This is a genomic window from Pseudomonas sp. LBUM1651, from assembly GCF_059716135.1.
On sequence record NZ_CP166805.1, the window covers coordinates 3,450,583 to 3,473,773 of the forward strand.

The window sequence follows — 23,191 nt, forward strand, 5'->3', positions numbered from 1 at the left end:
AGTATTCACGGTAGTGGGTGCTGATAGACAAACAGAAGTGCATCACCCCCGTTGGGAGAGTTGATTAACGATTAAAGGTGAACCTTAAGGAAGGCTCGCAAAAATAAGACTTTATTAAGAATGAAGTCGTATCGCTTAGTACCGATAGGTAGCCTGCACTGAAACTCCATTCGCACTATTGTCGTAGTTGGCACTGTATTCCGGTTGAAGACCGGAGTTGTTCGCCTGCTTGACCGAGACTTTGGAATCCCAGAGATAACCATAAGCAAAGTCTATCGTCAGATCGGAATTCGGCGAGTAAGCACCACCCAAAGTCACGGCCTGGCGATTGCCAACCGGAATGCGCACGCTGCGATCGGCATTCCTGATTGGCGACGGATCATAGGCGTAGCCTGCGCGCAGCAGCCATTGCTGGTTCACTTGATAGGAGGCGCCAACTGCGGTGCTCCAAGTGTCGCGCCAGTTCATTTCTTCGATCACCGTGCTCATGCCAGCCGCCTGGCCCACGGGGGAAAGACCGCTGTTTTCTGCCTCGATCTTCTGGATCCGGCTCCAACGTTTCCAGGTGGTCCCCAGGTATCCCGTCCAGCGATCATTGAAATGATGGGTGATAGACGTGTCCACGGATTCGGGCATCGTGAGGTCTACCTTGTTGTCATAATTTCCGTCCAGCGGGATAACGCTCGGGGAGCCAGAAACCTGAGTATGCCCCTTGAGTTCATAGTCCACCTTCGAGTGATAGTTAATCCCCCAACTGGTTGCCTCAGTAAAGTCAACCAGGATGCCTACGTTGTAACCAAGTGCCGTGTCATCGCCTTTGATGGTGACCTGTGTGTCCACGCCATTGTTCAGGGCGCCGGTGGCCAGGTCATTCTGAAGCTTTGCATTGAAACGGTTTATGGTCGGTCCGCCACCAATGGACACGTAATCATTGATCCGCCAGGCAATGGTGGGCTGAAGGGTTACTTCCTTGGTCGTGCTATAGGAGCCATGGTAGCGGCCCTGAAAACTGCTCTCGTAATCATTGATCAGACCACTCGGCGCATAGAGGCCCAGACCAATCGAAAAGCGATCATCGAGTGGCGTCGACATATAAGCGAAGGGCACGACTCCCAAAGGTACCGAGTCCCCTTCATTTGTTCCTGGGGCACTGCTCTGCGCATCACTGATGTCGTCGCTCACCGAGACGACCGCGGCCCCGCCGGAGATCTCAGTGCGTTTCAACTTCGTCAAGCCTGCGGGATTACCAAAGATGGTGCTGGCGTCCAGCGCGGAAGATGACCTTCCCGCATAGGCAGTTCCCGCACTGCTTGCACTTTGTTCGTTTAGAGCAATGCCATTGGCGCTTGCGATGGTAGAGGCGCTGAGTAGTGCGATGGCACTGCTGAATTCAATCCAGACTGCACACTTACGCTGAGTAGAAACACTCGGGATCACACGGCTATTCAGTTTCATTTTCCACCTCATGTTTATTGTTTTTGTTAATTGCACCAGGCAACGCTTCGCCTTTCCGTGCACTTTCCAGTGCCGGTTGGAGTGGATCGATGTTGTGTAAAACACCCTGGCTGAACAGCGCCAGGGCATGACTGCCGGACTTACAGATTGCGAATCAGGAACTCAATTGATCCATTCAACTTGAAAGCTATATCGCCCCAAGACCGGAGCCAGGACTTCTTGGTCAGTTCCGGCCCTGATGCAGGCAACCTGCCCACGCCGATTATCCTGAATGACCTCTACTGCTATATCCGAAAGCCCCAGGCGTTCCACTTCCTGCTGGACTACTCTGGCAATCTCCCGCTGCTGCAACGCGGGCTTGAATATCTTGCCCACGGCAGTCAGTGGCAATGCATCGAGGATTTCAATGCGCTTGGGAACGGCTGCCCGCTCGCTGATGTTGAGATGAGCGAACGCCTCAAGTTCTTCGGCGTTGCAGGTTTGCCCGGGGCGCAGTTGAACGTAGGCAACCGGCACCTCGCCCGAGTAGGCATCGGGGCTGCCGATTGCAGCGGCCAGGGCGACAGCGGGGTGCGCCTGAAGCGCCTCCTCGATTTGCTTCGGATCGATGTTGTGACCACCGCGAATGATCAACTCCTTCTTGCGCCCGGTCAGCCAGAAGTAACCCTGCGCATCCTGGCGACCCAAATCGCCCGTATTCAGCCAGCGCTGACCGTCGATATCGATCCAGAGGCCCTGGTTATGACGTTCTTCCAGATAACCCTCGAAGAGGTTCGGACCGCTGATCGTGATGAGGCCGATCTCATCCACGTTGGCGTCGCGCAGGTACTCTCCGGAATCGTTGAGCAAGACCGCGCGCATATTCTGGTAGGCGATCCGTATCCCGATGGAGCCGATATGGCGCTCGCCATGGGGTGGATTGATTGAAGAGACGCAGGCACCCTCGGTAAGACCGTAACCTTCAAGGATCTTCACCCCGGTCCGACGCTCGAACTCTCGGAAAAGCTCAGCCGGCATGGGGGCGGCGCCACACATGGCAAAGCGAAGACTGGACAGCTCGCGGCCCTGCCATTCATTTTGCAGAAGTGCGGCATAGACAGTAGGCACGCCGGAAAAGAGGTTGATACCGAAGTGCTCGACCATCTCCCAGAATCGTGGGATCACCCCCTCGCCACGATACCCCTGAGGCGTCCCGAGGATCACATGGTCGCCTTGAGTCCAAGGCATCAGTCCAGTCACCAGCTGGCCATTGACATGAAACAGCGGCAGCCCACAAAAGATAACCTGGCCACCACTGCGTGGCTGCAAGTGAGCGGCCACGGCCCATGCATTGAATACTTCAGAGCCATGGGTACGCGCGGCGATCTTGGGGAGCCCGGTGGTGCCGCCCGTACAGATGTAGGAGGAGCACTCATCCTGGCGAATTTGCCGACCGCTCTTGAGGTGCGTGTGCGGCTGGGCATTCATCAGCGTTTGCCAATCGTGGATCGCAATATCGCTGTGCAAGTCCCGTTCCTTCAGTGCCACGGCTTTCAGAGCCCCACGCACTGGTTCGTCGACATAGGGCGCCATGCTGACCCAAACGACAGACCTGATCCCGGGTAACTGATCCAGCTGCGAAGCCAGTTTGGGCCACAGATCGCTGCCTGGAGTCGGCGCGAGTGTCACCACCACGGATGCCTTCGCGGCGTTCAGCAAGCCAGCCATCTGCTTGGCTTCAAGCAGAGGATTGATCGCCATGGCGATCCCCGCCGCCTCCCCGCCCCATATCGTGAAATGGGTTTCCGGCAGGTTGGGCAGGATGAAGGCAATCACCTCGCCCGGTTTTATGCCCAGGTCATCGAAGGCATTCGCCGCACGGGTGATATCCGCCAAAAGCTGGGAGTAGTTCCACTCGTAGGTGCGCTTGAAATCGGCGGCATCGGCGAAGAAGCTTAGCGCCGGTGCCTGGGGGGTGCGCTCGGCCGCCTGTCGCAGCGCGTCATAAGTGCTGCAAGCCAGACCGCGCTCCGACAAAGGGACTCGTTCGAGACTTTCGATGTCATCCAGGGTCTGCACAACCATCAGGCTTCCCCCACAACGCGGTTGCGTTGCACGCCGAGGTCGATCACACCGTCAGCGCTGCGAATGCGTGCCTCGACCACGTCACCGGCCTTGAGGTACTGCGTCCGGCCCTCTTGTGCCTTGAGGAAAAGTTTCCACTTGGTGGCTTCTGGCAGCAGGGCTGCAATGCGCATTTTGGCAGGCGAAGGGATCGTCAGAGCGCAACCGGCAGGCGTACCGGTGGCAATCAGGTCACCAACGTCGAGATCTTGCAAGCCGGAGAGTTCGGTCAAGGTTTCAGCGGGGCCGTAAACCAGATTGGCCGTGCTGTCGTTCTGGCGCACCTGGTCGTTGACTGTCAGGCGCAGCTGCAGTGCCTTGAGGTAATGCATGCTCTTGGCATCCAGCAGGCACAGGTACGGGCCGACCGGACCGAAAGTGCGGTAGCTCTTGCCCTTGTAGAACTGCATCTGGGGAATCTGAATATCACGCGCCGAGTAGTCATTGACAATGACGACGCCGGCAATGAACTCATGCAGATTGGCGTCGGTGACAGCAGTAGCGCCGGTGATCGAGCGCTTCATCACAAGGCCCAGTTCGATCTCGTAGTCAAGAAAACGCACGTGGCGCGGCTTGATCAGATCGCTGTCAGCCGCCACCAGACAACTCGTCGCCTTGGTGAAGATCATGTTGAATTTCTTCGCATCAGGGTCCATGCCTGACTCAATCATGTGCTGACGGTAATTGGCACCCTGGCAGACAAACTGTTGGTTACGGGTCACCGGCGACAGCAGTTTTACGTCGCCCACCTCCAACTCCGAACCTTTCAGTTGAGCGAGGTCGTCGAGACTGTTCTGGCTAATGAATTCACCGGTGGTTTCAAAAACACCGGGGACAACTGTGATACGGCCCTGGCGAAGCACGCCCCAGTGGATACCGTTCTGATATTCAAAGCGGACTACGTGTACAGCAGACATTGGAGGTACTCCTGGAGCGGCGTTTGTCCCGCGTTCGGTGGCGCGGGAACTGTGGTGTTGTTCTGAAGGCGGGCTGGCAACGGTGTAGACCCACGCACCGCCAGCAATCAAAGCGCCGGCTTTAAGCACGTCCCGCCGGCCAAACCGGGTTGAGTTGTCCGACATGGCGGCAGCTCTACCCGAACATCCGCATGAGTGTTATCAGCTTGCGAAGGGTCAGGTCCGGGCTGCGTCGCAGGTTGCGGATCAGCAGAAGCACATTGGTCAGGTTCAACTTGGGTTTGGTAAAACTCTTGGGCATGCGCTGCCCCCACTGCGCCATTGCCTCGGGACTCACCGGATGAATGCCCGTAGGCCGAGTGGCCGTGAAAATATCCCCGTCGCAGTAATGCTCGTGCTTGTCGCCCCAAGGGTCTTGCCAGTAATCGAAGATCTGACTGCCCAGAATGTGCCGGCCGATGCCCCATGAGTGCGCCCAACCCCGCTCCCGCAGGACGCGCTGCCCCATACCCACGGCGTCTGCATCGACGACTTCATAGGCGCTATGGCTGTAGGTGGCCATGAACCCTTGCGCAATCGCGAGCGTATGGTGATCCGCGGGAATGTCACCGAGATCAAGGCGCATGAAAGTGACGATAGGCGTGCCGTCGGGGAGTACCTGCACATCGCTGGGAATAAATCCGAAATGCTGCGTGTACCAGGCGCAGGTCGCTTGATAGTCGGCCACTTCAATGACGATATGGCCAAGCTTGAGGACTTCAGGGGGAGCGATCGGCGGGCGCTGCGTGGCGTTGATTCGCGGTTGTTCCTGCGCCAGATTCCAGTTGAGAGGAGCTCTATGTGCCAGCGTCTTGCCAGGCGTCTGATCGCAGACGGCTTCCACAATGAAACCGGACGGATCTGTCAGTCTGACGCAATACCCTTTACCGGGATGTTCCGATTTCTCGACCGATGACGCACCCGGGATTTGAGTGAGCTTTTCCAGTTCGTCCAGGGACTGCACGGCAAGTCCGAACCCGATAAAACGTGCATGTTCGGCACGTTGGACACGGTAACAATAGGCAGTAGCGTCGGTGGCCCGCATATAGAGCGTATCGGCCTCCTGCCGACTGACCGTCAGGCCGAAATCAGTCAGGAAACGCGCAGCCTCATTCAAGTCCGGCCGCTGGAAGATCAGGTGCGTCAGATCCTGGGCCTTTACCGTCGGCTGCGGATGCCGCGCGGGGTGTGGTGTCGCCAACCGGTGCAATTCGTTTTTGTTGTTCATTGTTGTTGTTTTCCTGGTTTTTAGGGCAAAGCTGTCCCGAACCCCTGAAAAATCAGGGATTTATCCAGTTAAGTCAGTTACGAGCTCAGTCGAGAGATGGTAGTGCCGGCAACTCCATGTTCGCCAATGCACGCGCCTCCTCTGGCGGCACACCCAATGCCCGCAGAATCAGCTCGGAGGTGTCCGAGCCCGATTCGCGCCATGTTTTGTGACCTTCCAGCACGAGAAAAATCGAGCCAAGGACGCTGGTCGATATCAGCGTCATTACTGAGAGCAATTGCTCCTGCTCAAACTTGTACCGTCCACTGGAAAGCCCACTGAGAAGATCCTTGGTCGCCTGGCTGCTGAACATTTCGCGCAACGCGGAATTGCTCATGGCGAACTTGTGTATGAACGCCCCCCACTGAGAGTCCTCGTGAGCTCGACGAATGAACAGACGAATACCATTGGAAAGGCGCCGTGCCGGATCGGAGATTGAATCAAAGCTCTTGTTGACGCGCTCATGCATCTCCCTCGCGAGATGGCTGGCGACCGCCTCGAACAGGCTTTCCATGCTGTCGATGTTGCTATAGACCGTTCCGCGCGCCACGCCTGCCTCTTGCGCGAGGTCAAGAATGTTCACCTGCGAGGTGCCCCTCTCGGCGAACAGGCGAAAGGCGGCCTGATGAATGCGGCGCTGTGTTGGATTCAGGGATTCCACGGCTCTCTCCAGGATTACCTTATGGCTTGATTGAACACTCGTGTTCATTCTCCGTCAACAACATTTTTCAGGATGTTGGTTTTTATCTCTGAAAACCGCTCTACAACCTACTGATTCGGATGGTTCGATCGAGGTTACCGGGCCAGCAAACGCTATACACATTGACACAAATGAACACGCGTGTTCAATTACGTTGTATCTCAGGCTCGCCTTCCCGGCAAGCTATCCAGCCCTGCCCATCGATGGAAACCAGGACCTCAACAAACTGAGCAAGCACTGTGCAAACGGCGCTCAAACGGTTTGACCCGCAGCGATGGCTGGCCGATTTTTCACTAGCTGAAGGACAGAATATGACCGGCTCAAAGCTCTTCAAACCGCTTCGATTGCCTAACGGCACGGTGATTCCAAACCGAATCGCCAAGGCAGCCATGGAGGAGAACCTTGCGGATGAGGAACACGCTCCAGGGGAAGCGCTGGTTAACCTTTATCGGCGTTGGGCGGAGGGTGGCGCCGGTCTGATCATCACCGGCAACGTCATGGTCGACCGCCACGCCTTGACCGGACCCGCTGGCGTAGTGCTTGAGGACGATCAACACCTGGCCAAATTCAGGCTATGGGCCGATGCTTGCCGCAGTCGCGGAGCCCAAGCCTGGATGCAAATCAATCATCCCGGACGGCAGCTATTGGCTTCAATGGGGCAGTCGGCAAGGGGCCCCTCCGCAGTTGCGGTCGATATCCCCGGACTTTCAAAAGCTTTTGTGCTGCCCAGGGCTTTAGAGGAGCAGGAGATCGAAGAGCTGATCGGGCGTTATACCCAAGCGGCGGTGCTGGCCGAGCGTGCCGGATTCACCGGCGTGGAGATTCATGCAGCGCACGGCTACCTGTTCAGCCAATTCCTTTCGCCCTTGACCAATCGCCGTGACGACCGCTGGGGCGGCAGCCTGGAAAACCGCGCGCAAATTCTCCTGCAAACCATCGACGCAATACGTCAGCGAGTCGCACCGATCTTTTGCGTCGCCGTGAAGCTCAACTCCGCGGACTTTCAGCGTGGCGGGTTCGATGCCGCGGATGCGGCTCGCGTGGTGGAAATGCTTAACGCCAAGGCGGTCGACCTGGTCGAGCTGTCGGGTGGCAGCTACGAAAGCCCGGCAATGCAGGGACAGACCCGCGATGGCAGCAGCCTGGCTCGAGAAGCCTACTTTCTCGAATTTGCGGAGAAAATAGGAGAAATAGCGCGCATGCCACTGATGGTCACCGGCGGCGTGCGTAGAAAGGAGGTCGCGGAGCGAGTGGTTAGCGGCTCGGTGTCGATGGTGGGGCTTGCCACTGCGCTGGCAATCGAGCCGACTCTGCCAAGCCAATGGATGGCAGGCCAGGACACTGAAGTGGAGCCCGTCGTCGTCCGCTGGAAGAACAAGGCGCTGGCATCGCTTGCCGTGGCGTCGGTGGTCAAGAAGCAGCTCGGTTTGCTGAGTCAAGGGAAAGGGACAAAACCCGGGACGTCACCCCTCATGGCATTGATCGGCAATCAGTTGAAGTCTCGTCGCCAGGCGAAGAGCTATCGGCAATGGATTGATCAAGCCAGGCCGATCAAGGACGCCATCAGTTCAGGCCGGTAGCGGCTTGCCGGCGATTCTCCTGGCTCTGGCAGGTGTTACACCCAGAGCCTGGAGAACCATTTCGGCGACCCGCAGATCGTACTCCGCCACTGCACGCCCCTCGACAACCGAGCGCATGGCTCCGGTTGTGCATGACAGGACTATATCCAGGGCGACCCCTTCGTCCTCGTAAGCAAACGTGCCCGCACGGAGTCCCTCACGCAGGTCGCCCAGTACATGGTCAGCCAAACGCGAGCGCATGGCCTGGTCGAAATGGATGATGCGCAACAGCGCATTCGCCCATTGGTGGTCGGCCGCGGCCCGGCACACAAACATGCGCACACCGATCGAAAGCCGCTGTGCGCCGCAGTGCACGCCCCTGCTCATGACGGAAATGCCATCGGAGAACTCGGCGGCCATGGCAATGCCCACCGCCTCCAGCACCTCGTCGCGAGTTCGAAAATAGTTGTAGATGGTACCGTTGGATACCGCTGCTTCCGCGGCCACCTCGAGCAGTGCAATCTCCCCCACTTCCTTACGTGCGATAAGACGCAATGCCGCGTCCACCAGACCGCGACGGGTGCGTTCACGCTTCTTGTGACCTCTCGTGAGAGGTTGTGGTGTAGCCGCTTCTAAAGGAAGAGTGGGGGAATGCATTATCAAGCTCGCAACCTAATGGGCTCGCTGATGGTAGCGGAAACGCTGTTAGAAGTGGCGTCTTCGCTAGCCAGCAGGCCTCTGCACGCTCGAATGAGGCTGCCTGCCTCTGCGCCAGGGGCGTGGTGCATGATGATTCGGTCGGGACGAATCGCGACGAGCGTTCCTTTGGCAGCCAAAGGCAGGATTTCATGGTTCATGTCTTCGATGAAGTCACAGCTGCCGTCGGAGCGTTGGCCTCGCGCTCTGAGCTCCAGGAAGTGGCCTCCCATTTTTTCCCAGGAAACGATCTGTTCAGTAGTTAGCAGTGACAACGGGTCAACACCGAATCCAACCAGGGTCAGGTTATCTCCAAGCGCATCGTCGCTCAGTTTGATCTGCTTTTGGAAGTTGCGAACCCAGGCTTGGGGAAACAGGCTGCCACGTACCAGTTTGTCGCCCCGGCGATGCTGCATGAACAGGCCGTTTTTGAAGATGTTCTTCGGCTTGATGTCCAACTGTTCGAAGTACTTCCTTGTAGCGGGAGTCAACCCCAGCGAACGCATCAGACCGTGGATAAAGAAAGCGGCGATCTTGTTCTTGGGCATCACCAGGCGGCCCATGAGTTTCGCCAGATTGATCATCGCCTGGGCATGGGGGCGGCGCTCTACGTCATAGGTATCGAGTATTGCAGGCGCGGCATGACCGCGAAGAACCCAAGCCAGTTTCCAGGCAAGGTTGGCGCCATCTCGAAGTCCCGCAACGAGACCTTGCCCGACAAATGGAGGCGTGATGTGCGCCGCGTCGCCGGCGAGAAAGACGCGCCCCTGGCTGAATTTGTTGCAGCAGCGCGCGTGGAATCGATACACCGCCTTGCGCTCGATTTCCAGCTCCTGCGGGTTGATCCATGGCGAGATCAGGCGGGCTATGCTTTCCGGGCTTTCCAGCTCTTCCCGGGATTCACCGGGGTGCAGCATGAACTCCCAACGTTCCCTGCCGCCGGGTGCAGGCATGTGCGGCGTTGGGCGCCGCGGATCACAGATAAACTCAATGTGATCAATCGCTGACTTATGCCGATTCTTGACATCGACAATCAGCCAATCCTCCGCATAGGTCTGCCCTTCGAACTCCTGGCCAATCAGTGCTCTGACCCTGGAGCTTGCGCCATCTGCGCCGATCAGGTACTGGGCGCGAACGGAATGCGTCTGCCCATCTTCATCCCGTACGGAAGCGAAGACGCAATCCGACGTCTCGACCAGGCTCTCAAGCTCAAAGCCACCCAGGCTGGTTACGGACTTCAGCCGGGAAACCTGGCCGCGCACTGCTCGTTCGAGGTCGGGTTGATAGAACGTCACAAGCTTGGGATGGCCGTCGATACACCCCTCGGTATTGGCTCGACCGAATTGCCCGAGTACCGGGGAGTGCATCTTCACTTCAGGGATAACGATCTTCTCGAACGCGTCTTCCGACAAACCGGCGAGTTGCAGGATACGCAGTGCCTCGTTGTCCAGAGCAATGGCACGAGGCATCAACAGGATGTCATGGCCCTTGTCCAGTACCAGGGTCGTTATCCCATAGCGGCCGAGCAGCGCCGCGATGGTCGCACCTACCGGACCATAACCGATAACCAGCACGTCGACGGCGGCGGGAGGCAATTCGGAAACTTTCTTGTTGTTGTTCATCTCGAGCCCTTGTTGTGATTGAAGTCGTGAGACGCGAGGTCTCATCGTCAGGCAAGGTGAAGGTATTCAATATTGACTGATATTTCAATATTGATGTTCTTGTCATTATTTTTTTGGGATCATTGCCTAGCCGCGATGGGGCTCAGGGCGAGCCGAATTGCGCGGCGTGAACCGAGTTGCGCGTGTGCCAGTTTCCGACCGGCGACGCTTGGCTTCAGCGCCGATCAGCGTTGTCATTGGAGCAATGGCTCAAGACTGCCGAGGCTGGAGAGCCGTTGATTCAAAAGGCTGGTCGACAGGGAAGTCGGGCGCACCGGTTTTCAGCATCGAACCCCCTGTGAAGCTTCGCGGCGCACAACCCTGTTTTAGTCTTTAGGAATCAACCGTGGCACGTCCGCAGCCCCACCCAGATCCAGTCTTGCTCTGCTTCGTCGAGTTCGAGCTCGATGAGTCCAACGCCTGTTTGTTGCGTAACGGGCAAGCGGTGGCATTGGCGCCGACGCCCTTCACGTTGTTATGCGTGCTTGCGCGCCAGCCAGGATCGCTGGTGACCAAGGATGCCTTGCTTGATGCCGTGTGGGGGCATCGGTTCGTCAGCGATTCAGTCCTGAAAACGGCCATCAGCGATCTGCGCAAGGTGCTGGGCGACGACCCCAGGCATCCTCGCTTCATCGAGACGGTGTCGCGGCGCGGCTATCGCTTCATCGCCCCACCCTCCTCCGGCCCTACGATACCGCCTGCACCCGCGGCGGTTACAGCGGCCGGCACACCTTCATCACCGCCATTCATCGGCCGCACCGACGAGATCTCCAGATTGCAACGGGCTTGGGAGCAGGCGGATGGCGGTCAGCGCGCCGTGGTCTGGCTCGCTGGAGAACCGGGAATTGGCAAGACAACGTTGATCGAACATTTCCTCGCAAACCTTGGCGATATCGCCTGCGCACGCGGCCATTGCGTGGAGCACTACGGCGCCGGCGAGCCGTATCTGCCGGTGCTGGAGGCGTTAGCCGATCTGTGCCGCAGCGACCCCACCCTGCCGGCGCTGATGCGCGCCGTGGCACCGACCTGGCTGCTGCAACTCCCATGGCTGAGTACCACGCAGGAGAAAGACGCGTTACGGCGCGAGCTTGCCGGTGTCGGCCCGGATCGCATGCTGAGGGAAATGGGCGAATTGCTGGACCGCTACACAGAGCAGCGCCCGCTGATGCTGGTGACCGAAGACCTGCACTGGAGCGATCGGGCGACGGTCCAGCTCATCAACTATGTGGCACGGCGCCGTGGCCACACGCGGCTGATGTGGCTGTCGAGCTTCCGCCTCGCCGAGGTGGTTGCGCTCGATCATCCCCTCAGCTCGTTGCGCCACGAACTGCGCCTGCAACGTCTGTGCGAGGAAGTGGTGCTCGACCCGTTTTCGGAAACCGAGGTCGCTGACTATGTTGCGCTGCGTTCGACCTCGCTGGCACGCGATGAAGCCTTCGTGCGCGCCCTGCACGAGCGGACCGACGGTGTGCCGTTGTTCGTTTCGTCGATCACCAGTGAAGTGATGGACCCAAAGGACGACAAAGCGACCATCGAGGCTCGGCTTGCGGATCTGGCGGTTCCCGAAAACCTCGCAGCCATCATTGATCACTACATCGCCAGGCTGGGTCCGGAGCAACGTACGCTTCTTTCGGCCGCAGCGGTGTGCGGGGTCCAATTCCGCATCGAGACGGTTTCACTGGCCCTTGGGCGCGACCTTGATTCGGTGGCCCACACCTGTGAAGAGCTGATACGTGAACAGGTATGGCTCATACGGTCGCGGGCCACAGAAATTGAAGAGACGCTAGAGCCATCCCACTCTTTCCGACATGCTCTCTTCCGCCAGGTGCTGTACGACCGCACGCCGCGCGCATTGCGCACCCAACTCCATCGCCAGGTCGGCGCCGCCCTCGAACGCGAACGCACGGCCGGCGTACCGGTTGCGGCCTCAGAGCTGGCAATGCACTTCGACCGGGCCCGGCAGCCGATGATTGCGCTGCGTTACTACGCCGAGGCCGCGGAAGCCGCGCTACTGCACTTCAGCCCGGACTTGTGCATTGGCCTCACTGAGCGCGCCTTGGTTCTGCTGAAACAGGCACCCGAAGGGACGGAGCGCAATGCGCTCGAAATTACCCTGGCCACGCTGCAAGGGGTTTCGGCTTTCCACATGTTCGGTGTCGGCAGCGAAGCCAAGAACGCCTTCGAACGTGCATACAGGCTGCTGGCGGATGTACCCGAGCACCCCATGCGTGGTCGCCTCCTGCACGGATTCGGCTATCTGCTTGGTCTGCGCGGCGACTATGCGTTGGCGCTTGAGGTGGCGGAGCGTGCTGAAGCCCTCTCTTGCGACACCCATGATCAAGAGCTCATGCTGGCGGCGTGCTTCGTCCAGGGCGAGGTCCATCACCTCCAGGGACGCACGAAAACGACTCGCAGTTGGCTGGAACGCGCCCTCGCGATCGCCGAGCCGCTGGACATCGCGACGAACGAGATTTTTGCCGCAGACCCTCAGGTGATGTTGCACGGCATGCTGGCCATAGAACTGGTGCGTTCAGGCCTGGTTGAGCAAGGCCGAACTCATATGCAGCGGGCGCGAACCCGCGCGCAAGCGCTTCGTCAGCCTATGACGTGGCTGATAGCTGCCTGGCAGGAGGTACTGATCGAGGTACGGCTGGGGAACCCTCTGCGTGTAGCAGCGTTAGCTGACGACATGCAGAAGTGGGTCGATGAGTATTCACTCGCGCTGGGGCGGACGGCTTGCCGCTGGTGGCGCGGCTGGGCTGACGCGCGCAACGGTGCACCGCGCGACGGCTACCGTCGCATCCGTGAAGCCTACGAAGAGCACACCGGCCTCGGCATGCGCTCCGGTGCCAGCGAGGTACTCGGTTACGCCGCCGAGGCGTTGCTGCTGGCAGGTGATTGCAATGCAGCACAAGCCGAACTACAGGAAGCACTGCGGGTGGCAGAGGAACTGGGCGAGCGCGTGTACCTGCCGCAGCTATGGCTACTGGAGGCAGCGATCGCGCGAACGCAGGGTCGGTTGGACGCCGGCAGCGCTGCGGTGCGGCGCGCAATTGAGGAGGCTCGATCCCAGGAGGCACCGTGGCTGGAGCTGCAAGCGCTGGTGGAGTTGTGCGAACACCACAAGGCTGCGACCGAGGACGGCCAGGCATTGTCGACGCTGATTGAGCAATTGCCTGAAACTCACGGAACCGAACTGGTGAAACGTGCGCGCTCACTGCTTCAGGCTGCCCAGTCGACTTGAAGCGACAAGACGTACCCTTCATGCCTGGTGGACTGAGATCGCGCCCACGCAACGTGGGCTGTAAACCGCGTGACCACCAGCGTTCCGGTGATCGCTGCCTCTGTTCTGCGGGCACTCCCGACCGAATTCCGACCTTTCGCTTACGACTCCACCCAGGGGGCGGCTTACGCTGTCGCCGAACTTCCTGATCCCCTGGTCTGCCATGAGCCTGAACCCTGAATCCAAGTACCCGAGCCGCCGCTCGTACGTAGTGAAGCTGCGTAGCGATGCCACGCCCGGGGCCCTCGTGGGCCGCCTCGAAAATCTGGTCACAGGGCGTCAGTGCGAGTTCTCGTCCGCCGAAGAGCTGCTGGAGTCGATTGCCTCAGACCTCGCGTCCGCGGCCGGTGAGCACGCGGCGGATGCCGACGGCGAGTGACGTCTCCAACCTGAATGAGAGCCCGATATGGCGACCGAACGGCGACCCTTCGCTGACGACTTCGCGCACCCCGGGCTCTACGCTGATGCAACCTCGAATCTTTACGAGTCCAATCCGATGTCGCGACTTCCAACTTCCCATCTGTTGACCCGCAACGGGCAGACGCCCCTGCAATATGCCGAACGCGTGGTCAGCGTCGTCATGGGGGCAGCGCTCGCCGCGTCTGTTGCCCTGGCCTTGAACGGTTGCTCCACGGAGGTGCTCTCGCCGTCGGTAGAGCTGCCGAGCAACTTCTCCTCGAGCACGGCCTCCGAAATGGAACCCGAAGCGGCATGGTGGGAGGTCTACCACGACCCCGTGCTGACGGATCTGGTACGCCGGGCAGCGCGCGAGAATCGCGACGTCAAGATTGCCGCCGAGCGCCTGCGCGCCGCGCGTGCCGGCGAAACGGTCAGCCAATCATGGCTATTCCCGAGTGTCGGCGCATCCGCCTCCGGCAGCGATCGCAGCAGCGGCTACAGCTCGGCCACGAAACAGGGTTATCCGGATACCAAGACCACCAGTGCGGGCCTGGACGTCTCGTGGGAGCTCGACCTGAGCGGCCGCCTGCGCGCCGGCGCAGCAGCAGCCGACGCCGATGCGCTGGCCGCGGAGCACAGCATGCGCGGCGTACGCCTGCTGGTGATGAGCGACGTCGTCAGCAACTACTTCACACTGGTCGGCGCGCAACGCCAGGTCGCGACACTGCGCGCCATCTCGGCGATGCAGGACGAGACGCTGCGTCTGGTTGGAGCTCGCCAGCAGGTGGGGCTGGCATCCGCCTTCGACGTCGAACGTGCGCAGACTGACGCCTTGTCAGCGCGGGCGCAGATTCCGCCGCTGGAAACGCAGGTGGCTGTTGCGCGCCATCGTATCGCGGTGCTGATTGCCGACCAGTCCTTCAATACCGCGAACATCCAGACTTCGATCAGCGATGTGACAGTGGTGCCCGAGGCCAAGCCGGGCCAGCCCGCCGAGCTGCTGCAACGCCGACCTGACGTGCTGGCGCTGATGGCGCAGCTCGATGCAGCCAATGCGCGCCGCAAGCAGGCCGCGGCCGAGTGGTTTCCGCGGCTGTTCCTCGATGCCTCCTTCGGCCGCCAGGGCTTGAGCCTGAACGGCGCCGATCTCGGCGTTGCACGCTTCACCAACGTGGCGGGCCTGCTGGCGATGCCGCTCTTCAACGCCGGGCGCACGCAAGCAATCAACGATGCTGCCGAAAGTGCTCAAAAAGAGGCGCTGCTGCGCGCCGAAGACGGCATCGTACGGGCGCTCGAGGATGTGGAGAACGCCCTCGTCACACTGGCGCAGGAGCGGCGCCGCGCCGGGTCGCTGCAATTGGCCGCCGCGTCCTCCGAGGCTGCGCAGAACCGCGCCCAGTCCCTCTATAACCGTGGGCAGATCGACCTGTTGCCACTGCTGGATTCGCAGCGGGCGCGCTTGGCGGCACGCTTGAACTCCAACGAAAGCAACACCCGCCTGCTGCTCGATAGCGTGCAGCTCTACAAGGCACTGGGCGGCGGCTGGCAAGTGTTCGAACAACCCGCCACCGCAGCCACCGCAGCCACCGAAGCCACCAAAGCCGACCTGCCACCACTTTCCTGAAAAATTGCCGTTTTACTAGAGGAACCGCCTTGAAAACCTCCCTTACTGCGGCCGGCGCCCTGGCCGTAGCCGTCATGCTTTGCGCGTGCAGCCCGGACAAGCCGACCGTGCAAGCGCCACGACCGGTACGCACCGCTGAAATCAGCTACGACAATGCTCGCGACATCAATCGCTACGTGGGTAGCGTGCAATCGCGGCACGAAGTAGACCAGGCCTTCCGCGTGGGCGGCAAGGTCGCCCAGCGCAAGGTCGAGGTAGGCCAGTTTGTGCGCGAAGGCGACATACTGGCGGTACTGGATGACGCCGACTACCGCCTCGCCGAAGAAGCGTCGCGACAACAGTGGACGGTTGCCGTCGAGCAGACACGCCAGGCCGACTCGGACCGCCAGCGCATGACCGCGTTGAAGACTGACGGCTCGGTCAGTGCGGCCGACGCCGAGCGCGCGCAGACCAATGCCCAAACCGCGCATGCGACTGCCGAGGCCGAGGCGCGAAAGCTCGAACTTGCGCGCAACCGGCTCAAGTACACCGTGTTGCGCGCCTCGCGCAGCGGCGTCGTCACGGCTTTGCGCTTTGAGGCCGGCCAGGTCGTGGCGGAAGGTCAATCGGTTGTCTCGATTGCGAATCCGGATGAATCCGAGGTCGTCATCGACGTGCCCGAGGATCAACTGGCCGTCTTCAAGGACGCGCGTTTCAAGGCCTCGCTGGCCAGTGCGCCGAGCGAGGTCTTCGATGTCACGCTGCGCGAGCTATCGCCGCAGGCTGCAGCGCAGACGCGCACCTATCGCGCGCGGCTCAAGCCGGTGAAGGCGCTGCCGCTGGGCGCCACCGCCACGGTGATGGCCGAGCGTGTAATGACAAATGCCCCTGTAGCGGCAGTGCCAGCCACGGCACTGACGCAAAGCGGCGGTCAACCGGCGCTGTGGGTGGTCACGCCCACGGGCAAGGATCCGGTAGGTATCGTCGAACTGGAGCGTGTGACAGTTTGGGGCTACCGCAACGACGAGGTGCTCGTCTCCGGGCCGCAGGCTGGCGTATTGGTCGTCACCGCCGGCGTCCAGAAGATGACGTCCGGACTGAAGGTCGCGCTCCCCGGTGCGGCGATCGTTGACGCCAATACCACGCAGCAGGCCGCCCGATGAACAACTTCAACCTCACCGACTGGGCACTGCGCCATCGCGCCATCGTTCTGTTCATGCTCCTCATTGTCGCGGTGGCTGGCGCGTTCAGCTTCACCCGGCTCGGCCAGCTCGAGGATCCGAACTTTTCCGTGCCTTCCATGACCGCCATGGTCATCTGGCCGGGCGCCACTGCCCAGCAGTTGCAGGACCAGGTCCTCAACCGCATGGAGAAGAAATTCGAGCAGATCGACAACTTCGAGAAGGTGGTCACCTACGCGCGACAAGGCTACGCAGGCATGACGCTCACCGTGCGCGGCGGCACGTCCAAGGCTGACCAGCGCGAAGCCTGGTACCAGGCGCGCAAGAAACTCAACGACCTGAGCCTCGAGATGCCTGACGGCGTGATCGGCCCGATCCTGAACGACGAGTATGGCGACGTGTATGGCCTGATGTACGCGGTCAAGGGCGACGGCGTCGGCCACGCCGACTTGTCGGACGCGGCCGAGGACATCAAGCGCCAGATGCTGAAGGTGCCGATGGTCAAGAAGATCGATCTCATCGGCAAACAGGCCGAGCGTGTCTACGTCGAGTTCTCGCACGAGCGCCTGGCAGCGCTGGGCATCACACCGCTGGCCATCGCCGAAAGCCTCAAGAGCCAGAACGCCATGGTGCCCGCAGGCCAGATCGACACCCGCGGCGACCGCGTCATGGTACGCGTGAGTGGCCAATTCGCCAGCGAAGAGGCTATTCGCAACGTGCCCATCTCTGCGGGCGGCCGGCTGATCAAGCTCGGCGACATCGCGACCGTTGCACGTGGCTTCGAGGATCCGCCGACCTACACGGTACGCCACAACGGCCAGCCAGTGCTGATGCTCGGCATCACAATGACCAGCGACGGCAACATCGTGGACCTTGGCAAGGCGATGGACACGGCAGTCGCCAAGATCCAGTCGGAGCTGCCGCACGGTGTGGAGCTGGAGCTGGTAGCCGATCAGCCGACCACGGTAAAGGATGCAATCCTGGACTTCGGGCGCGCGCTGGCCGAGGCGTTGATCATCGTGATCGCGGTGAGCCTGGCCAGCCTGGGCTGGCGCGCCGGCCTCGTGGTCGCGGCCACGGTGCCGCTGGTGCTGGGCGGCGTGGCGCTGGTGATGCTGGCGATGGGCTGGAACCTCGAGCGTATCTCGCTGGGCTCGCTGATTATCGCGTTGGGACTGCTGGTGGATGACGCCATCATCGCCATCGAGATGATGGTGGCGAAGATGGAAACCGGCATGGACCGCGTGAAGGCGGCCGCCTTTTCCTATCAGTCCACCGCCATGCCGCGCCTGACTGGCGCACTCATCACGGTCGTGGGCTTCCTGCCGATCGGCCTCTCGAAGTCCACCACCGGCGAGTACGCGGGTGGCATTTTCTGGATCGTTGGCGCCGCGGTGCTGTTCTCGTGGATCTGTTCCGGCATCTTCACGCCGTACCTGGCGGTCAAGATGCTGCCCAACGACTTGGGCAATCACCAGCACGGTAATCCGCACGACACAAAGTTCTACCGCAGCCTGCGCCGCCTGATCGATGCCGCCATCGAGCGCCGCTGGGTGGTCATCGGTGCGACGGTTGGCGCTCTGGTGCTTGCTCTGGCCTGTATCAAGCTGGTGCCGCAGCAATTCTTCCCCAACAGTTCGCGTCCTGAACTGGTCATTGACCTGCGTGTCAAGGAAGGCTCCTCGTTCGCCGCGACGACCGAGCAGGTCAAGCACATGGAGGAGATCCTGTCGAAGGACGAGGACGTGCGTTTCTATACCGCCTACACCGGCGCTGGCGCACCGCGCTTCTATCTCTCGCTCAACCCCGAGCTGCCCAATCCGGGTTTTGCCCAGTTCGTTGTGATGACCAAGGACCTGGATGCACGCGAGCGAGTACGTACGCGGCTGGTGGCCTCGGCTGACCAACAATTCCCACAGGCATGGGTACGCGTGACCCGGCTCGAGTTGGGGCCACCTGTCGGCTACCCGGTGCAGTTCCGTGTCGTAGGGCCAGATACCCAGAAGGTGCGCCAGATCGCTCGCGAGGTGGAGAACGTGATTGCGTCCAACCCGAAGGTGCGCGACCTCCAGCTCGACTGGAACGACCCGGTGCGCACGCTGAAGGTCGAGCTTGATCAGGACAAGGCGAGCGCGCTCGGCCTCACGCCGTCCGACGTGTCGCTGGCGACCCAGACCGTGATGAACGGTGCAACCCTGTCGCAACTGCGTGAGCACGAGGACCTGATCGACATCGTCGCCCGTGCCGTGCCCGCCGAGCGTCTGAGCCTCGACACCCTGAAAGACATCAACCTCTACACGCGCCAGGGCACGGTGGTGCCACTGTCGCAAGTCGCACAAGTGCGCTCTGAACTGGAGGAGCCAGTGCTTTGGCGCCGCAACCGCGATATGGCAATCACGGTACGCGCCGACGTGAAGGATGGCGAACAAGGTGTTTCGGTGACTCAGGAGATCCAGCCGTTGCTCAAGGACATCGAAGCGAAGCTGCCCTCGGGCTACCGCATCGACACAGGTGGAGCCGTTGAGGAAAGTGACAAGGCCAACAAGGCGCTGCTTGCGGTCGCCCCGCTGATGCTGATCACCATCCTGCTGTTGCTCATGCTGCAACTGCAGAATTTCTCCCGCATGTGGATGGTCGTGCTGACCGCACCGCTGGGCTTGATCGGTGTGGTGCCGGCGCTGCTGGTGTTCCAGTCGCCGCTGGGCTTCGTTGCGATCCTGGGCATCATCGCGCTGGGTGGCATGATCATGCGCAACGCAGTGATCCTGATCGATCAAGTGCAGATCGAAATCGCCGAAGGGCGTGACCCATGGAATGCTGTGCTGGATGCCGCCATTCACCGGGCCCGTCCGGTGATGCTGACGGCGCTGGCCACCGTGCTTGCAATGATCCCGCTGACGCGCAGTGTGTTTTGGGGGCCGATGGCAATTGCGATCATGGGCGGGCTTACCGTGGCCACGCTGCTGACGATCTTCTTTGTCCCGGCGTTGTACGCCGCATGGTTCAAAGTGGGTCGCCAGACGGCCGCCGACACCCAACAGGTACAGGGGGACGCCGCGCTCGCTACTGAATGATGAGTGCCGTTCTGAAAACAACCGAGGTCAGCCGCGAGGTCCTGCGAACGTCATGTTCTTTCGCCCCCTCGCGGCTCACAGGCTGATGGCCGCAGGATTACTCAAGCGCCCTCACTCTGCTCGCGCATGCTCCAACACCACTTCCAGCGGATGACGAAGTTGTCTGCTGGCCAAGCGTTTTACCTGACTGCGACACGAGTATCCCGTCGCCAGCGCTTCACCCGCCTTGTCCAGCTTGCCGGCCCATGACTGCTCGAAAATGGTCCGCGAAGTGTCCTGGTTTCGTGCTTCATGGCCGTAGGTGCCGGACATCCCGCAACAGCCGGTCGCCTCAGTCACCAGCTTGAGCCCAAGCCGGGCAAACACCGCTTCCCATTGCGAAGTACTGGCCGGGACGTTGGTCTTCTCGGTGCAGTGCGCCAGCAAACGGAATGTCTGCGTGGCGGGATGAGGGTTTTCAGGCAGCACATCGAAGAGCCACTCCTGGGGCAGCAAAACCTTCGGGCACGCATTGAGCCCCGGCACTTTCTGATACTCCTGGCGGTAAACCAGCGTCATCGCCGGGTCCAGCCCCACCAGCGCTACTTCGCAGTTGGCCAGCGCCTTGAGCTGACTGGCATTGCGGATCGCCGCCCTGGCGAATGCGCCGAGGAAGCCCTGTACATGCAAAGGCTTGCCGTTGGCACTGTAGGGTGCCAAAAACACCCGATAGCCCAACTGATGCACCAACTCGATAAAGCTCGCCAGCAACGGGGTTTCGAAGTAACGGGTGAAGGCATCCTGCACCAGCACCACGCTACGCTCACGTTGCTCGACGGTCAGTGCGCGCAGGGCTGGCACGCTGGCGGCAACGACGTTGCAGCGAGTCAAGGTGGCCTGTAAGTCGTAGCGGTTGATCAGCGGACTGTCGAGCATGCCGACGCGTCGCTCAAGCAAGCGGCTCATCCATTTCGCGCCCATCACCGCGTTGTACATGCCCGGCGCGTAGGCCATATAAGGAATGGTGAATTCCAGCGAACCGAACAGGTAATCGCGAAGCGGACGTTGATAGCGGCTGTGATACAGCTCCAGAAAACGCGATCTGAATTCCGGGGCATTGACCTTGACCGGGCATTGCCCCGCACAGGATTTACAGGCCAGACAACCCGCCATCGCGTCGTACACCTCGTGGGAGAAATCCGCCTCGCCCCGCGAGCGCGCCAGGTTATTGCGCAACCGCGCCGGCAACCCGCTCAACCACGACAACTTGCCTCGGGCCGCTTCCAGTACGTCGATATTGGCCGCACCTTGCAGGCGCAACCACTCGCGAATCAATGACGCCCTACCCTTTGGCGAATGCTGGCGTTCACGGGTGGCTTTCCAGGACGGGCACATCGCATCGTTGGGGTCGTAGTTGTAGCAGGCACCGTTACCGTTGCAGTGCACAGCGCTGCCGAAACTTTGCCAGACGCGCTCGTCGATTTGCCGATCCAGATCACCGCGCAGTGTCACTTCGTTCACCTTGAGCAAACCCTGGACGGCATCCGGCGGGGTGCAGATCTTGCCGGGGTTGAGCTGGTTGTGCGGGTCGAACGCGCCCTTGAGCGATTGCAGCGCCGGGTACAGCTCGCCAAAAAACTCGGGGACATATTCCGAACGCAAACCTTTGCCGTGCTCGCCCCACAGCAGCCCCCCATAGCGTCGCGTCAGCTCGGCCACAGCATCGGAAATCGGTTTGACCAGAGCGGCCTGGGCCGGGTCTTTCATGTCCAGCGCCGGGCGCACATGCAACACGCCGGCATCGACGTGACCGAACATGCCGTAGGCCAGGCCATAACTGTCGAGCAATGCACGAAACTCAGTGATGTAGTCGGCCAGTTTCTCCGGCGGCACGGCGGTGTCTTCAACAAAAGGCTGCGGCCGAACCTCGCCTTCGACGTTGCCCAATAGCCCGACGGAGCGTTTACGCATGGCGTACACGCGGGTCACCGCCTCGGCACCTTCAGCCAGCGTGTAGCCCAGCCGCTCGATCGTCCTGTCGGCTTGCAGATGCTCGACGAACGACGCCACTCGAGCGTTCACATCCGTCAGATCTTCCCCGCTGAACTCCACCAGATTGATGCCCAGTGTCGGGCGTTCGGCGTCCGCCGGGAAATACTCGGCGACGCTGTGCCAGACGATGTCTTTCATCGCCAGCATCAACACCTTGGAGTCCACGGTTTCAATGGACAGCGGCTTGTGCGTCAGCAACGCATTGGCGTCGCGCAACGCATCCATGAAGCTGCTGTAGCGCACGTTCACCAGCACCGAATACTTGGGAATCGGCAGCACGTTGAGCTTGGCCTCGACGATGTAGCCCAACGAACCTTCCGCACCGCACAGCACGCTGTTGAGGTTGAAACGCCCGTGCTCGTCGCGCAGGTGCGCCAGGTCGTAACCGGTCAGGCAGCGATTAAGCTTGGGGAACACCGACTCGATCAGGTCGGCCTGGGTTTCCTGTATATGCCGCGCTGTACGGTATACCTCGCCAATGCGGCCGGATTGCGAGCACACCGCCTCCAGCGCCGCATCGGACAGCGGATGGCTGTGCAGACGCTCACCACCAAGCAATACGCTGTGCAGTTCCAGCACATGATCGCGGGTCTTGCCATAGGTGCAACTGCCTTGGCCACTGGCGTCGGTGTTGATCATGCCGCCCACGGTGGCACGGTTGGACGTTGACAGTTCCGGAGCGAAGAACAACCCATGAGGCTTGAGCGCAGCGTTGAGCTGGTCCTTGACCACGCCCGCCTGCACCCGCACCCAACGCTCGGCGACGTTGATTTCGAGAATCGTGTTCATGTGCCGCGACAGATCGACCACGATGCCATCGGTCAATGACTGGCCGTTGGTGCCGGTGCCGCCGCCGCGCGGGGTCAGCTTGATCTGGCGAAAGCGTGGTTCGGCCATCAATGCAGCGATGCGCACGATGTCGTCGGCGTCCAGCGGGAACACCGCCGCTTGCGGCAGGCGCTGGTAAATCGAGTTGTCGGTCGCCAGCACGGTACGGGTGGCGTAGTCGGCACTGAGCTGACCGCGGAAGCCGCTGACACGCAGGGCTTGAAGAAATTCCGGGTACTGTGCCGCGAGTGCAACGGTGGGCAACTGGGCGATCATCGCAGGCTGTTCTCTTGTCGGTCTAATCACGGAAAAAATCAAAACACTTGTCGCCTGGGCATTAATAGGTCAGCCTCAGGTCGTCGGCTGCGCCAATGATCCTGCAGGTTCTGGCGTCG

Annotated in this window: 14 protein-coding genes; 6 read left to right on the forward strand and 8 right to left on the reverse strand. The window is 60.7% G+C overall.

Annotation, left to right across the window (positions count from 1 at the left end; all coding sequences use genetic code 11):
- Positions 1–135: 135 nt before the first annotated feature.
- The 5 genes from ACA066_RS16010 to ACA066_RS16030 form a co-directional block, all read right to left on the reverse strand.
- Positions 136–1,455: an OmpP1/FadL family transporter gene (locus ACA066_RS16010; RefSeq protein WP_497695688.1), complete on the reverse strand. Its 1,320-nt coding sequence runs from the start codon at positions 1,453–1,455 to the stop codon at positions 136–138.
- Positions 1,456–1,617: 162 nt separating this feature from the next.
- Positions 1,618–3,519, reverse strand: coding sequence for an acyl-CoA synthetase (locus ACA066_RS16015; RefSeq protein ID WP_497695689.1), 1,902 nt, complete (start codon positions 3,517–3,519; stop codon positions 1,618–1,620).
- Positions 3,519–4,475 carry a fumarylacetoacetate hydrolase family protein gene (locus tag ACA066_RS16020; protein ID WP_497695690.1) on the reverse strand — a complete coding sequence of 319 codons (957 nt, stop codon included), beginning with the start codon at positions 4,473–4,475 and terminating at the stop codon, positions 3,519–3,521. Before ACA066_RS16020 ends, ACA066_RS16015 begins: the two co-directional genes overlap by 1 nt.
- A 175-nt stretch (positions 4,476–4,650) precedes the next feature.
- Positions 4,651–5,742, reverse strand: coding sequence for a VOC family protein (locus ACA066_RS16025; RefSeq protein ID WP_497695691.1), 1,092 nt, complete (start codon positions 5,740–5,742; stop codon positions 4,651–4,653).
- A gap of 85 nt (positions 5,743–5,827) precedes the next feature.
- Complete coding sequence (locus tag ACA066_RS16030) at positions 5,828–6,442, reverse strand: TetR/AcrR family transcriptional regulator (RefSeq protein ID WP_497695692.1); 615 nt, start codon at positions 6,440–6,442, stop codon at positions 5,828–5,830.
- Between the two features lie 350 nt (positions 6,443–6,792).
- Here ACA066_RS16030 and ACA066_RS16035 point away from each other — a divergent pair, with 350 nt between their 5' ends.
- The gene (locus ACA066_RS16035) at positions 6,793–8,061 is read left to right on the forward strand and encodes an NADH:flavin oxidoreductase/NADH oxidase family protein (RefSeq protein WP_497695693.1); all 1,269 of its coding nucleotides are present in this window, start codon (positions 6,793–6,795) and stop codon (positions 8,059–8,061) included.
- On the opposite strand, the gene ACA066_RS16040 is transcribed toward ACA066_RS16035, so the two are convergent.
- Both ACA066_RS16040 and mhpA read right to left on the reverse strand, forming a co-directional pair.
- Complete coding sequence (locus ACA066_RS16040) at positions 8,050–8,697, reverse strand: TetR/AcrR family transcriptional regulator (protein ID WP_497695694.1); 648 nt, start codon at positions 8,695–8,697, stop codon at positions 8,050–8,052. The two genes, ACA066_RS16035 and ACA066_RS16040, sit on opposite strands and share 12 nt — an antisense overlap.
- Positions 8,698–8,699: 2 nt before the next feature.
- Positions 8,700–10,358, reverse strand: a complete 1,659-nt coding sequence (mhpA, locus tag ACA066_RS16045; RefSeq protein ID WP_497695695.1) for a bifunctional 3-(3-hydroxy-phenyl)propionate/3-hydroxycinnamic acid hydroxylase MhpA — start codon at positions 10,356–10,358, stop codon at positions 8,700–8,702.
- Between the two features lie 385 nt (positions 10,359–10,743).
- On the opposite strand from mhpA, the gene ACA066_RS16050 reads away from it, so the two are divergent.
- The 5 genes from ACA066_RS16050 (at position 10,744) to ACA066_RS16070 (ending at position 19,937) form a co-directional block, all read left to right on the forward strand.
- Positions 10,744–13,641, forward strand: coding sequence for an ATP-binding protein (locus tag ACA066_RS16050; protein WP_497695696.1), 2,898 nt, complete (start codon positions 10,744–10,746; stop codon positions 13,639–13,641).
- Between the two features lie 202 nt (positions 13,642–13,843).
- Positions 13,844–14,059 (forward strand): hypothetical protein, encoded by a 216-nt coding sequence (locus tag ACA066_RS16055; protein ID WP_497633806.1) that lies wholly within the window; start codon positions 13,844–13,846, stop codon positions 14,057–14,059.
- A gap of 117 nt (positions 14,060–14,176) precedes the next feature.
- A complete protein-coding gene (locus tag ACA066_RS16060) occupies positions 14,177–15,703 on the forward strand; it encodes a TolC family protein (RefSeq protein ID WP_497699890.1) in 1,527 nt (508 codons plus the stop codon).
- 29 nt (positions 15,704–15,732) lie between these two features.
- A complete protein-coding gene (locus tag ACA066_RS16065) occupies positions 15,733–16,845 on the forward strand; it encodes an efflux RND transporter periplasmic adaptor subunit (RefSeq protein ID WP_497695697.1) in 1,113 nt (370 codons plus the stop codon).
- Entirely contained in the window at positions 16,842–19,937 is a 3,096-nt protein-coding gene (locus ACA066_RS16070; protein ID WP_497695698.1) for an efflux RND transporter permease subunit, read from the forward strand. The genes ACA066_RS16065 and ACA066_RS16070 overlap by 4 nt, the downstream gene beginning before the upstream one ends.
- A 111-nt stretch (positions 19,938–20,048) precedes the next feature.
- Here ACA066_RS16070 and ydiJ read toward each other — a convergent pair whose 3' ends face one another.
- A complete protein-coding gene (ydiJ, locus tag ACA066_RS16075; protein ID WP_497695699.1) occupies positions 20,049–23,072 on the reverse strand; it encodes a D-2-hydroxyglutarate dehydrogenase YdiJ in 3,024 nt (1,007 codons plus the stop codon).
- Positions 23,073–23,191: the final 119 nt, after the last annotated feature.